At 44.5% G+C, this 15,134-nt stretch carries 8 protein-coding genes; all 8 read left to right on the top strand.

Annotated features, from left to right (window positions below; all coding sequences use genetic code 11):
* Positions 1 to 148: 148 nt before the first annotated feature.
* The 8 genes from ABE504_RS08790 (at position 149) to ABE504_RS08755 (ending at position 15,113) form a co-directional block, all read left to right on the top strand.
* Positions 149 to 772: a hypothetical protein gene (locus tag ABE504_RS08790; protein ID WP_430087229.1), complete on the top strand. Its 624-nt coding sequence runs from the start codon at positions 149 to 151 to the stop codon at positions 770 to 772.
* Positions 773 to 1,421: 649 nt separating this feature from the next.
* Positions 1,422 to 3,569 carry a family 16 glycosylhydrolase gene (locus tag ABE504_RS08785; RefSeq protein ID WP_430087226.1) on the top strand — a complete coding sequence of 716 codons (2,148 nt, stop codon included), beginning with the start codon at positions 1,422 to 1,424 and terminating at the stop codon, positions 3,567 to 3,569.
* Between the two features lie 623 nt (positions 3,570 to 4,192).
* Positions 4,193 to 8,200 carry a glycoside hydrolase family 2 TIM barrel-domain containing protein gene (locus ABE504_RS08780; protein WP_430087223.1) on the top strand — a complete coding sequence of 1,336 codons (4,008 nt, stop codon included), beginning with the start codon at positions 4,193 to 4,195 and terminating at the stop codon, positions 8,198 to 8,200.
* Between the two features lie 762 nt (positions 8,201 to 8,962).
* Positions 8,963 to 10,933 carry an RICIN domain-containing protein gene (locus tag ABE504_RS08775; RefSeq protein ID WP_430087220.1) on the top strand — a complete coding sequence of 657 codons (1,971 nt, stop codon included), beginning with the start codon at positions 8,963 to 8,965 and terminating at the stop codon, positions 10,931 to 10,933.
* Positions 10,934 to 11,255: 322 nt separating this feature from the next.
* Complete coding sequence (locus ABE504_RS08770; protein ID WP_430087217.1) at positions 11,256 to 11,549, top strand: LamG-like jellyroll fold domain-containing protein; 294 nt, start codon at positions 11,256 to 11,258, stop codon at positions 11,547 to 11,549.
* A gap of 140 nt (positions 11,550 to 11,689) precedes the next feature.
* A complete protein-coding gene (locus ABE504_RS08765; protein WP_430087215.1) occupies positions 11,690 to 12,640 on the top strand; it encodes an ABC transporter permease in 951 nt (316 codons plus the stop codon).
* Between the two features lie 13 nt (positions 12,641 to 12,653).
* The gene (locus ABE504_RS08760) at positions 12,654 to 13,517 is read left to right on the top strand and encodes a carbohydrate ABC transporter permease (protein ID WP_430087213.1); all 864 of its coding nucleotides are present in this window, start codon (positions 12,654 to 12,656) and stop codon (positions 13,515 to 13,517) included.
* Positions 13,518 to 13,541: 24 nt separating this feature from the next.
* Positions 13,542 to 15,113 (top strand): extracellular solute-binding protein, encoded by a 1,572-nt coding sequence (locus ABE504_RS08755; protein WP_430087210.1) that lies wholly within the window; start codon positions 13,542 to 13,544, stop codon positions 15,111 to 15,113.
* Positions 15,114 to 15,134: the final 21 nt, after the last annotated feature.

Below are 15,134 nucleotides of genomic sequence, written 5' to 3'. Positions count from 1 at the left end.
ACTCGATGGCTCTATGGCACCGAAATATTCACGAACTGCACCAAACTTTCTGATCTTAGATAAATGCCGATATCGAATAGGTGAAAAACCACTGACTATCGAGATGACTGTATGGCAGGCTCAGCGAGAAGTCAGGGAATCACTCGTCATGCGCCAAGTATTTGCTAACGGTGGGTTGCAACGGCACTTATGGATTCATGAATTCCATGAGTATGATGGTACTCCGGTGACGTTCGAGTTTGAGTTTGATGTTTCTTACGTACCCCAAACGCCAGTTTCCTTAGGGATTGAACAAGCGGAGTTATTCGAGATTAGTTTAAATGGAGCTCCTGTAAGTAGTTCAATGAACGATTGGTTTCTCGATCGTAGTATCATTCTGCCAACGCTCCAAGAAGGCAGAAACTGCTTGACAGTAAGCTTTATGTACACACATCCGATGAAATTTGAGGATTGCTATTTGATCGGAGACTTTGCCCTCACACAGGATCGCGCCATAAGTAAGGAACCTGCGACAATACGGCTTGGTGATTGGTGTTTGCAAGGTTATCTGCACTACTGCGGTAGCATAATTTATCATTTCGACTACAAGTACGATGTACAACCTGTAACCGCGGCAACTACCATATTGGAGCTTGGGGATTATCAGGCAGTGACAGTTGATGTTCGAGTAAATGATCATCACGCAGGCTATATCCCTTGGACATCAGCGAGTTTCTTATTGCCGGATCTAATCGGATTGACATTGAAGTTGTTGGCAGTCCGCGAAATATGATCGGACCGCTGCATCAGGCAGCTACATTCCATAAGCGGAAGGGATGGCTGGACTGGCGCCGTAAGGGATCCGAGAGTACACCAGAATATGTAGTAGTACCTTACGGTCTAATGGGTCAGGTTCATATTTTTCAGAAAGCGTCACCTCTTTGAAATGTCTATATGGTAAATCTTCCTCACATTCCTACACGACAACATACACTGCTCTAAGTAAAACCTTTAGTACATGCTCTATGCATACATTACTAGAGGTTTTACATCGATATACTGTCGGGAGGAGATCGAGAATTTTAGGATGAAGATGAAAGAAAGTAACCAAATAAAGAAGAAACGAAGCAAGTGGTTAGAAGAGGACTTTTTTAGAGACTGTATTATGATTGCACATGATTTTCAAAATGTTCAAACTATAATATGGAAAAATTGAACTTTTTAGGTGGGCTTAAAGTTTATACTTAATTTGGTTTGAGCGCTTTTCTTCTTTAGTGAGAACTAAGGAGATAGGCGCTGGAACAGGTCACCAAATAAATTAGGGGGGAGTGGGATATTTAATAATTACTTGTAGTGCAGGCTTCAGTGTCACATTGTTAATTTTCTATGTTAATTTTCTATTGACTGTGTAGCATGCAAATTTACAATTCCAGGAGGTTAAAATGAAATTATACCCAAAATGGTTAAATCCGATTCGTATGGTACTACCAGTCTGTTTGTTGACCGTAGCTATCCCCCCTGTTCTTTCAACGAAACAAGCTTCTGCTGCTATTCCTGATGGCTATACCTTATATTACGCGGATGAATTTAATGATAACACTATCAATGAAAGTGACTGGATGTATCGTGATGCAGGACCGTATAGTAAGGGTTATAACAAGAAAGAAAATGTTCGCGAATCGGACGGGTCGCTGCACATTGATATGAAGAAGGAGCAAATTAATGGCACGTGGTACTACACGAGCGGCGGCATCGTCACGAAAAAGATGTTTGGCTATGGCTATTACGAGACGCGAGCAAAGATTTTCAATGGTACGACAGGTTTACATGGAGCTTTTTGGAGTATGGGGCTGAGCAATCATTTATCCCAGAACAACATTACGGGGTTGGCTACAGAAATTGCTGCGGGTAATTTGCCTTATTACAACCAAGTATTGGAGATCGATGGATTTGAAAATCCAAATTCGGGAGATTACATATCAACGGGAACCGTTGTTCATGTACCTGGTTATGGGGGGCCACGCAAGGGTGTGAGTGTGCCCGCGATAGGGACTTGGCATGTGTACGGTTATGAATGGACGCCGTCCGCTATTAAATTTTATGTGGACGGTACGCTTGTCCATACGATTGATCAGACAGTGACGCCACAGCCGTTTTCACCAGCAAATTTCTGGTTGACATCCTTGGTTGGTTATGATGTTAGTGATGACAGCAAGCTCCCAGGAGATACGCAATTCGACTATTTCCATTACTATGCCAAGAACTATTCGGGAGCGAACCATGTTGGTAATTCTGCAATGGAGTATACAGCTAATGAATCGTGGCGTGGCTATTCCGATCAAGATACGCCTAGCTGGATCGAGACAGGCGATAAAACGGCTAGCTTTATGACAACAACGGACGCTCACACAGGCGCACGCTCTTTGAAGCATGCGAGTTCTAGTAATTATCAAGTGACGACTAAGCAGAATCTGAATGGACTCGCCAATGGTAATTATCAGCTAAGCGCATGGGTGAAGAGCTCAGGTGGTCAGGCATTGGCTAGCATGAGTGTGTCAAACTATGTTTATGGAGGAGCAGAGCAACATGTCGATATTCCTGCTTCGTCGACTTGGATGCAAGTAACGTTAAATGACATTCCGGTTACGAATGGTCAGGCAACAGTTGCTTTCACGTCGGATGCTAACTCCACACAATGGTTGCTCGTCGATGATGTGCGATTTAGCGATACGACGTCGCCCCCAGTAGAAGAGCAGAACGAAAACGAGAGCGAATATGAATACCAAGCGGAAGCGCTGCCAGTTTCCGTATCTGCTGAAGATTATCAGTCAAGTTATACTGATACGGCTACTGGAAAGGTTTTTAACAGCTTAAATGGAAATGGCGCCGGCGATTACATTCAGTATTCAGTCGGTGTGCCTCAACCAGGTACATACAGCGTGTATGCACGTGATCGCGTTGCGGCCAATAAAGGGATCTATCAGCTAGCAGTCAACGGTGCAGATGTAGGATCTACCGTAGATCAGTACGCGGCCTCATCGGGGTTCTCCGAGAGTAACATCGGTACAGTTACGATTGGCTCAGCAGGTAACCAAACGTTTCGCTTTACCGTTTCAGGAAAAAATACCGCTTCCAGCGGCTATACACTGGGCTTCGATTCAATTAAGCTGATCAAGGCTGATAAAAAATATGATGCTGAAACACTACCAGTTACCGTGTCCGGTGGGGATGCGCAAACAAACTATACGGACTCGGCAGGGATAACATTCAATAGTTTATTAGGAAATGGCATTGGTGATTATATTCAGTATACGGTGGCTTTACCTCAGCCCGGAACGTATACCGTGTATGCAGGCGACCGTGTTGCAGCCAACAAAGGCATATATCAACTATCCGTTAACGGAACAAATGCAGGCACGGAGGTTGATCAATATGCTTCGACATCAGGGTATTCCGAGAGTAATCTAGGTACGGTGACGATTGGCTCAGCAGGCAATCAGATATTTCGTTTTACGATTATAGGTAAAAATGTTGCATCAAGCAGCTATGGTCTTGGTTTCGATTATATTAAATTGGTAAAAATTAATTGAGTAGATAATGGTGGCTAGCCCCTGCCTTTCACACCACCAGTTCGTGGGAGTCCCATACGGCAGTTCCTAAAGGTTAATAAATTTTTATATAACGAGTAGTCAACTTAACAGCCCTTTTTCGCTCTATTAGGAGCGGTTAAGGGCTTCTGACGAGAGCAGATATGCAACAAAACACGATTACATTATCAATTATTGTTATATTCCTATGTTGAAATGGTACCTTAAGGCAGAGACGCCGTATTTGTCCTCTATTTATCCATGATAATGGTTCCTCCTCAGGTCTTATTCGTATCTAAATTCATCATGTTCAACTGGGTTGGCATCTACAATACCCATTGGGCTTTAATCTTGCCCGGTATTTTTACAATCTTAGGCGTCTTCTTAATGCGGCAATTTATGATCGGAATTCCTAAAGAAATATCAGAGTCGGCCTTTATATTATTCAAGGGGTTTCAAGCACGGCTGTAAAAGGATAAGGGCATCCATAGCGATTAGGAAGGGAGGTGAGTTTGCATATAGAGTCAGCTAAGATGCCAATGGCATTAGCGGACTGGTTGCAAGTTAAATTGATATGAAACCGCTTAATCAATCGGCAACGAGTTTATTAGAAAGGGGATTACGGAATGCAATTATCTGGTAAATGGCTTCACGTCTGTTTGACCATCTTCATTCTATTATCGCTGATTCAAGTGAACATGCCGCAATCGGCGGGAGCAACAGCCCCTGAGCTTGGAACAGGCGAAACGAAAATTTCGTTGAATGGATCATGGAACTTCAAAACAGATCCAGCCAAAGTAGGAGAGGCTCAAAACTGGTTCAATCCTTCCTATGATCGTACAGGCTGGGATGCTATGAAGGTTCCGGGCAACTGGGATACCGAGAATGCCTATAGCGAATACAAAGGAATAGCTTGGTATGCGCGTACGTTTACAGTACCAGCCGATATGCAAGGGTTTCCTGTTCGTATTCAATTTAATGCGGTTGCCTATGCATCCAGCGTATGGGTAAACGGAGTCGAAGTTGTTGATAATCATAAAAGCAGCTACGCGGCATTCGAAGCTAACTTGACAAGCAACCCCGATGGGACGGCGTTGCTTGATGGCGCAGGCCAACCGCTGCTGAAGTACGATGCGCCTAATACGGTTGTGGTAAAAGCCGATAACACCCCTGAGACTTGGGATTGGAGCGCTTGGTGGCATTGGGGGGGGATCTCCAGAGATGTCGATCTGGTGATCAATCAAGATGCCAGGATGGCATGGCAGCATATTACCGCTACGCTTGATCTGACAAATGGTATGGCAGCGATTAAAGTGGATGTGAAGGCGCTTAACCTTTCCTCCTCAGCTAAAACATTGACCGTAGCTTCTAAAATTTACGACAAGGCTACAGGGAATTTAGTATGGAGTTCCACAAATGACAGCGCATTCAAAGCGAGCGAGAGTGTTGCTGCAAACGAAAATCAAGTGCTGTCGCTGCAAACGACACTGCCAGCGAATTTGGTTAAGCTATGGAACTTTGATACGCCGAATTTGTACCGTATGGACACCGAAATTAGCGAAGACGGCGTATTGAAACACAAGCTGTCCAATCAGTTCGGTATTCGCAAAATCGAATGGACGACGGCGTCCCTTGTATTAAATGGACAAGCCGTCAAATTGGTTGGAGCGAATCGTGTTCCAGATGATCGCGTTAATGGAAACACAGAGCCGAATTACTTGGTCAAACGGGATCTTGACCTTATGAAAGAAGCAGGTCTCAATATGGCTCGGATTTTCCACGGGCAGCAGGCTCCGAATTTATTGGACTACGCGGATGAGATCGGGATACTCCTCGTCGAGGAAATTCCGATGTGGGGTGGCAGTGCGCCGATAGGGACAACTGCGGGTGTTTCGCTGGCTGAGCAATGGGCACAAGATATGGTGGAAGACGGCTACAATCATCCGAGTATTATCGGATGGAGCCTAGCGAATGAAATACAATGGTGCGGTCCAACACTTGATGGATATATTCAACATATGTTCAGTTTTGTCCAACACTTGGATGAGACCCGTTTCGTGACTTATGCAAGTAACGGAACGGCCGCTTGCTCATACGACGGTTCGCGGTTCTCTGATATTATTTTTATAAATATGTATGGAGATTTTACAAATCAATTGCAAACAATCATTAGTTATTATCCAGATAAACCTATCTTTTTATCGGAATATGGAAATAGTCAAGTCGGTGAGGATCCGGATAAAACGACGTTCGATCCTAGAAATATTCTTAATATCCTTCAAACCTTCCCACAAATTATTGGCGGTTCTATTTGGACTCTTAACGATTACAGAAGTGATTTTGCAGACCCTAATACAGCAGGTAAACCTAAAACCAGTATGGCTTCAGAGAATCGGGTTTGGGGTATGTTGAACGTATGGGGAGAAAAGAAGCTGAGCTATGAGAAATTAAGAAATGCAAACAGCCCTGTTCAATCCCTCAATCTTACACAGTTTGCAACACAATTTACTGCGAACTCAAATCAAGTAACGAAAGTGGCTGTATCGCCTAGAGCTGCTGGGAATATACCGTCATATACAATGAATGGGTATAAGCTGAAATGGGAAGTTTACGATAAAAACAACCAAGTGACGGACGGCGGCATCGCGGATATTCCTGTTCTCAATCCCGGAGATGCAGCTTGGTCGACGAATATTTCCTGGAAGGTTCCGGCGGCAGGTTTGTTGAAGCAGCGTTTCACGGTTGTTTCTCCAACGCAGTATGAAGTGAAAGAGCAAGAAGCTTACTTTGCTGTGCCCAATGCGCCAACGATAAAGGAAATTATTCCTGCAAGCGGTCAAGCCAGAGTTGTGTTTAACCAAGTTAACGGAGCTCAATCTTACAAAATAAAGTACGGAACAACCGGCTTGACGAATACTTTAACGGCTACGCTTAACAATTTTGTAGATATTACAGGTTTGACGAATGGAACGATGTATCAATTCTCTGTCATTGCCACGAACGCTAAGGGAGACAGCCTGGGCTCCGCCATTGTCACTACAACACCGCAGACTGCGCAATCTCTTCTGCCGCCTAAATTGTGGAGGGCAGTTGGTGTGGACGGTGGCTTCTACGTCGGCTATACGGGAGCGCCTGGTACTTTTCAAGATGAAATAAACAACAATCGAACAACAACGTATTCAATAGAGTACGGGACATCGAGCGGAAACTACACCACAACGTTGACAGGCATTACGAATTACGGTGCATTTAAAGTAAGCTCTCTAACGAACGGCGCGACCTATTACTTCCGAGTGAAGATGGATAAAACAGTAAATGGAACTCTTTCTGGTTCCAGCAATTGGTCCGATGAAATGTCCGTTATTCCGAAAGCCAATACAGCAGCGACAGCAAATCCGATTCTGAACTCCGCTGTTGGCGGCGACGGTTCCGTGTCGTTGAATTTCAGCGACGTAGAGAAAGCAACAGGCTATCGTGTGAAATACGGCCTATCTGTTGGTTCGTTGACCTCGGTAGTCGATGTTAATTCTGTGGCAAGCGGTCAATACACGTTGAAGGGCCTTGCGAATGGCACAACCTATTACTTTGCAGTAAGCGCATTGAACAGCGGCGTTGAATCGGGACTTTCCAATGTGCAGTCGGCAACTCCGAATGTCAGAATTGTTCCGGCAGATCCTCAACCACCCGTCATCGTGATACAGAATTTGCTTACAAATGATTTTGAGAATGGCAACGCACAGGGTTGGACAGCCTCAAGCGGAAGCTGGTCGGTTGTCACGGATGCGACATATGCGTACAAGCAATCTTCTACTGCGGCGAGCGAAGCGGTTGCCACCGCCGGAGACATCAATTGGACGAATTATGATGTGCAAGCGGACATCAATCTGAAAGATTCAACTTACCAAGCCGCAACAGGAATCATTGGCAGATATGCAGACAATAACAATTACTATTTGTTGCGTCTTCATACAGGTTCAAACCAATTACAATTGATGAAGAAGGTTAATGGTACGTTTTCAACGATCGCTTCCCAACCATTAACCATTTCACTGAATACGTTCTACACGCTTAAGCTGTCTATGCAAGGCAGCGCGATCAAGGGTTACCTGAATGGGGTTGAGCAGTTATCGGTCGCTGATACGTCCATCTCAGCTGGTAAAATCGGATTCCGTGGTTACAACCAATCTTTTACGGTTGATAACGTTAAAGTTGACGGTATTCAGGTTGAAGTAATTGTTGATAACACCGATCCGGAATTTTCGGTGAACGGATCTTGGACAGCTAGTACATACGATAGCGGGTTCTACAATGTGAACTATTTGCATGACGGATCGTCAGCAGCTGATCCTAGCAAATACGCGGCGTGGACGCCAAATATAACCGAGGAGGGTACGTACAAAGTATTTATGAGATGGCCGGCTGCGGTGAATCGCGTGACAGCCGCTCCGCTGGAAATTATATACGGCGGTTTACTGGATACGTCTAAAACCGTGAATCAAACGGTTCATGGAGGCGAATGGGTTGAAATCGGCACGTATTTGTTCACGGCATCCGCTACGGACAATACCGTAAAAATCCTCGCTGCCGCGCCGGGTTATACAATAGCCGATGCAGTAAAATTTGTGAAACAATAAGTGAAAATCCCGAGTTATGAGTAGAATATACGGTTCCATGCAAACTAAGGGTATAAATTGCATGGAGCCTATATGCGTTTCTTGGCTTATTAAAAAGTAGAAGGCATGATGATTTATCTCGTTCTTGAGCAAGAAGCTTTGGAACTTTTGCTTCGTGAACGCAGATGTGCAGTATGTTCTGCAGGCAATTTTTGAGGGTACTGTGATTTTGTTAATCGAAAATCAGACCGATGCTTCAGGCAACAAACACATGGCAAATCTCCTATCTTCGGTTAGTCAACCGATATTCAGAATATTTAGAACGCGTTGACGCAAATAAATTATATGAAGTCTTAGTCGTCGATCAGTATGTTGATATTAAAACTGATATTCATGTGAAATTATCAACATCAGACTTGCTATTATCAGAAAATCCTCATGTTTATTATAAACTGAGGATTTTTTTTGTTTCCTTATCGAACTATTATTAAAGCGTACACAACAACATTATTTAGTATTTAAGTGTATTTCATTTATGTAAATCGTTTCCTCTCGAGATGACTCTGACGCCAGATGGATGTCTGTCAGTGAACTTCGCAAGAAACTTTAGTTAGCACAGCGCTAGTTTAACCATCAGGTAAAAGATAGTTAAACTAGCGTTCAAAGGAAAGAATTGTAAGCGCTTTAAAAGAGGAAGGGGGGATGCGTTACTAGAAGAAATTTTAAGAGCTGAAGTAATTTGTATGTTATTACGTTTAAACACTAACTAAGGAGCTGACTACAATGCTAAAAACGAAAGGATTTCATTCTTTCAGAAAAATGTTGACCGCTATGCTGGCACTAGTACTTATTTTAGCCTCTCTAAATATAGTCCAAACCGCCAAAGCAGCATCCACAGAAATTGTGAACAATTCCGACTGGTATGATACAGATGGCAACCAGATCTGGTCGCAAGGCGGGTGGATGATGCAAGAAGGTAATACATTTTATTGGTATGGTGCCGATTATTCGGTTGCAGGAAATCCCAGAATAAGGTTGTACACTTCAACGGATATGGTGATATGGACGAATCAAGGAAGCGTGGTTGATTTCAGCAGTTTTGCTTCTGCCGGAGGGTTCTTGGGCTCAGACTGGCTAGGAAGACCGGTCGTTCAGTATAATAGCTCAACGTCGAAGTATGTAATGCTCCTTGAGTGGAACAGCACATACAACCTTCAAAACAAAATTCGAAAAGGATTAACGTTTTTAACAAGCGATTCGCCTGATGGCCCATTCGTTTTTAATAATAACGATCCACTTCCAAGCGGGTACACAATGGGGGATTTAGGATCTATTTTCAAAGATGACGACGGCAGCACGTATATTTCGTTTACAAGCGACAATGGTAATGTAATCAATAGCGCAGTTCGGATTAATAAGCTCGCTCCGGACTATCTAAGTATTGTTGAAGATACGAAATTGCTGACAGGATCTTATGCTTATAAAGAAGCCACCTCGCTATTCAAACGAGGATCCACATACTGGCTGGTTACATCTGGAACTCATGGTTGGGGTTCAAGTGCTGCGTATTGCTCTTCGGCATCAAGTTTGTCTGGAACTTGGACAGCTTCAGCTGAATGTGCGACAAGTTCGAGCACGACCAACGCCTTTGATACGCAAGCGGATCAAGTTCTCCCGATTCAAGGTACGTCCGGCACGATGTATATGTATCTCGGGGATCGTTGGAACAATAAACCGGGCGGCAGTACGGGCATCGGAAGAAATCAATGGTATCCTTTTACGTTCAACAGCTCCGGTGTCCCTATGCTCAGAGGTTATGGCAGCTGGATGATCGATTCTGCTGCCGGTACATGGACGTTGAGTCCGCCAAGTATCGTTGGTGTCAATATTGATGTAACGAAAACGTATTCGATCACGAATTTAAATAGCGGCAAGGCGTTAAGAATTGCCGGCAATTCGACTGTTGGCGGTGCAGCCGTCGTTCAGAACACGTATGCGGGCGCAGTAAGTGAAGCATTTAAGTTTTACGATGCTGGCGATGGCTATTATAAAATTCAGAATGTAAACAGTGGGCAATATTTAAATATTGCTTCAGCATCTACGGCCGATGGCGCACAAGTCATTCAATATACATCGTCGAGCAACATCAATCAGCAATGGCAGATTATTTCTGACGGCAGCGGGGCGTTTAAGCTTAAAAACCGGAACAGTGGCAAAGTGATGGACATTAGCGGCGCGTCCACAGTTGACGGTGCAAGTGCAACACAATCCTCAGATACGAATGCACTGAATCAAAGATGGGGCATTGGTGAAATGGCCACTGATCTTGACACCACGAAGACGTATTCGATCACAAACCGTTGGTCAGAAAAAGCCTTAGGTATTGTTGGTAATTCCACTGCTGATAGCGCGGGTGCTGAGCAGCGCGTATGGACAGGCGCCGCGGGCCAAACATGGCAATTCGTCTCGACAGGTGATGGCTATTTCAAAATTAAGAATGTAAATAGCGGCAAATTTATCAACATCTCGGGAGCTGCTTTGACAGAAGGTGCTCAAGTCATCCAATATACCGGCACGACGAGCATTAATCAGCAATGGCAATTGATCGGGGTAGGCGGAGGCTACTATAAGATTAAGAATCGAAATAGTGGTATGTTCCTCAGCCTTGTTTCCGATGCCAATGGAGCTTTAGTAGTTCAAGGTTCAGACGCCAATATGTGGTCACAAAACTTCAAGTTTGATGTGAAACCGTAAATAGATCGTCTCTATAACACAATATTTGTTCGATTCAATGACTCTGACTTACACCAGAATTGGGTAATTCAGAGTCATTGGGGTGCGGAATTTTGGCAACTATTGTATACGGGTGGAAGAAGCAAATATGACTAAATGACATGTACGACGATTACGCTGTTTATTTGACGACCGTTGTGCAGCAATTCCGCGACAACTGGAGTATTGATGCCGGTTCCAAGCAAGCGATATTGCGCAGGAAGGTACTATGAGGCGCAATCTTTCTGTATCGTGACGTCAATACCGACAAATTGAAATCGTATCAGGGCGACGTTGGGACGGCATGGCAGCGACGATTCCAACAGGAGCGTGGTCGCATGTCGCGTTAGTCAAAAATGGAAACACGATTATGTTGTACATCAATGGCATTCTTGATACAACGGCAGAGGTGACAACCGAATCGGCGATGGGAAATTTCCGGTTGGGGACCAACAAATCTCATACCGGAAGCAATGCAGACTGGAACGGTTTAATCGATGATGTGTACATGGCCAATCTGCCTTTACATCGGTACAAATTCAGAATTTATTTAATAAAATGGCACCGAAAGCATTATCAAAAACTGATGTTGATGTGAGATTATCAACATCGGCCCCGGATTCATCAGAAAATCTTCATGTTTATTATAAACTGAGGATTTTTTTTTATTCCCTTCCCAGTTACGATGAAAGCGTACACAACAGCTGTACAACATCATCGATGGAAGGAGGAGTCATCTTGAATCATCACATTGAGGCAGCAAATCGAATGGGCGTAAGGGTACGAAGCAAGTCACAATCTTCAAAATTTATGAAATCGTATCACAAACACAAATATTACTATCTGTTGCTGCTGCCCGGCATTATTTACTTCTTATTGTTCAAGTACATTCCAATGGGGGGAATCGTAATTGCTTTTCAGGATTTCAAAATTTCCGGAAGCATTTGGACGAATCCTTGGGCAGGGCTGAAATGGTTCAATATGTTGTTTGACACACCGGATTTCTGGATTGCACTTCGCAACACGACGTTGATCAGCATCTACAAGCTGCTTTTTAACTTTCCTGCGCCAATCATTCTTGCTTTATTGTTGAACGAACTGTTTAACGGGATCTTCAAGCGGATTGTACAAACGATCCTGTATTTTCCGCATTTCGTTTCCTGGGTTGTATTGGGAGGCATTTTGTTTTCGCTATTCTCATCAGATACAGGGTTGACGAAACTGCTGGGCATGTCCACTTCGCCTCTGATGAATGCAGACGTATTTCGGGGGTTTCTGGTAGGCTCCGAGATGTGGAAGGAAATTGGATGGGGTACTGTTATTTATCTGGCGGCTATCGCCGGGGTGAATCCCGAGTTGTATGAAGCGGCACGGATGGATGGCGCTAATCGGTTTCAGTTAGTACGTTACGTGACGCTGCCAGGTATCACATCGACAATCGTTGTGCTGCTGATTATGCGGACTGGGCAAATTCTGAATGTCGGTTTTGATCAAATTTATATCTTGTATAACCCGCTCGTGTATAACGTGTCAGATACGATCGATACGTACGTCTACCGTGTTGGGCTTTCTATGGGCAGGTTCTCGCTTGCAACGGCCGCGGGACTCTTCCAATCCGTGGTCGGTTTAATCCTGCTGCTGTTCACGAATTGGCTGGTTAGACGGATGGGTGAACGAGGACTATGGTAAGGAGGCAGCAGCTATGATACGAAAAACGATAGGAGAACGTTTATTTGAAGCAGGTAACATTATTTTTCTTACCCTACTGAGTGTAGTTACCTTTTATCCGCTGTGGCATGAGCTTTCCATTTCTTTAAGCTCGCCGGCAGGGGCTGCGCAAGGCGGATTTTTCTTACTGCCGCGGGGCTTCACACTGGAAGCTTATAAGAATGTATTGGACTCCAACTTCATCTGGCTATCGTACCGCAATAGCATCATTGTCGCAGTGCTTGGCACAACGCTTCACGTGTTGTTTACAGCAACGACGGCCTATGGCTTGAACCGCAAAGGGCTTCCAGGTATCAAGGTGATGTCTTTATTGATGATCTTCACCATGATTTTTAGCGGTGGTTTGATTCCGACGTATTTGCTTGTCAAAAGTTTGGGTCTTACGAATACACTGTGGGCGCTGATGCTGCCCGGCATGATCTCTGCTTTCAATGTTATTGTGATGCAAAGCTTTATGCGCACGATTCCCGAAGAAGTGGAGGAGTCCGCGGCCATGGACGGCGCCAATCCGTTGCGAACGTTCTTTACCATCATCTTGCCGCTATGCAAACCCGTGCTGGCGACGATTGCCCTTTGGGAGTGCGTAGGTCTGTGGAACAACTTTATGCAAGCGCTCATTTACTTGAATGACAAAAATTTGTTCACGCTGCCGTTGCTGCTAAAAGAAATTCTTGCCGGTCAGCAGTTAGCGGCATCAAATGGTCAGTATACGAACTTTTCTTCCGAGTCAGCGACGGCAGCAACAGTCATTATTTCGATTATTCCGATTTTATCTGTGTATCCTTTTTTGCAAAAGTATTTTATGAAAGGCACTATGTTAGGTTCTGTAAAATCCTAAATTAATCTTAGAGGGGTGCTCTTTATGAAAATGATGAAAAAGACATTATCTGCGGCATGTGTAGTTTGTTTGACAGCTATAATTGCAGCCGGTTGCAGTTCCGCGGACAGCGGGAAAGAGGCTTCAGGTACAAGTAAGCCTTCGGAAAAGCCGGTTACCTTCAACATGTTCTTTAACTATGGCATTCCTGAATTTCCGGCTGACGGCGGGGAAGCGAAGCCTAAAATTCTTGCGCAAATGGAAAAAGCAGGCTTGAAAAATATGGACTACAAAGTGTCCCTGCTCTCAGGAGAAGAATATAAAACCAAACTTAACTTGATGATTTCTTCCGGTCAAATGCCTGATTACTTTGGGGTCGATTCAACGCAAATGTCGCAATTTATCAGTCAAGGGCTGCTTATGCCGCTTGATGATCTGCTCAAGAAAGCACCGCATCTGATGAAATATATTCCGCAAGATCGTTGGGACGGCGTTAAAGTAGACGGCAAAATTTATGCGATTCCGCAAGGGACGCGCACGGAATCTTTCAACTCCCCGAATACGGCAGGACTTCTGATTCGTCAGGATTGGCTGGATAATCTTGGACTCAAACAGCCGACGACTCTGGATGAACTGCACGATGTGCTGAAAGCGTTCACGTTCAATGATCCGGACAAGAACGGCAAAAATGATACGTATGGTTTGGGCGGTAACAAAACATCAACGTTCGATACCATATTCGGTGCGTATGGCCTCGGGTTCAGCACGTTTAATATTAACACGCCATCCTCTATTTTCTGGACACAGAAAGACGGAAAAATTGTCAAAAGCTTTGTGACGCCGGAAGCCAAGAAAGCGCTCGCTACTCTTCAACAATGGTATAAAGAAGGAATCATTGATCCTGAGCTGTTCGTTATGGAGCAGAAGCAAGAAGAATCCAGAATTGTGAATTCCAAGATTGGTGCGTATGAATGGGATGCCTTCCAGTTGAGCCGGGCTGGCAGCGGCGTCAACGGCAGTTTGATGAAAACGAACCCTTCCGCCAACCTTGTCATGCTCAATCGCATCAAAGGGCCTGATGGCAAGAAGGGATGGCCAGAGGTAAGTCCGGCATCCGGCGGAGCGCTACGGGCAATTAGCGCGAAGGCGCAAGATCCGGAAAGACTGATCCAGTTGCTGGATTGGTCGGTTAGCGAGGATGCTAACGGCGGTGTGAACTTGCTGACATATGGTGAGGAAAACGTAGACTTTACGCTGGATCAAACCAAGAACCTGATTGTTCAGAAAACGAATACTGGTGATCTGTATAAAAAAGGCTTCTCGAACCCGGTTCGCTTTGTTCAGGTAACGGATCGCCGTTGGGCGGATGAATACGTAAAACAAGGGCTGGATATTGCTTCCAAAGATACGATTGCGAATGCGCTGTGGACGACCGTACCGGCAGAGCTCGACTATCCGGATCTGGAGAAGAAGCTTTGGTCTGAATATTTCGTAAAAATCGTGACAGGCGCTTGGTCGATTGACAAATTCGACGAATTCGTTCAGAAGTACTACCAACAAGGCGGACAAAAAATCGAACAGCAAGCAAATGAAATCTGGCAAAAATCAAAGAAATAATTATAGTTAGGCGGCTGAAAA

Origin of the sequence: Paenibacillus oryzisoli (assembly GCF_050467285.1) — a bacterium.
GTDB lineage: Bacteria > Bacillota > Bacilli > Paenibacillales > NBRC-103111 > Paenibacillus_E > Paenibacillus_E oryzisoli_A.
Note: the sequence above shows the minus strand (reverse complement) of the source record. Positions and strands in the feature narration are given on the sequence as shown.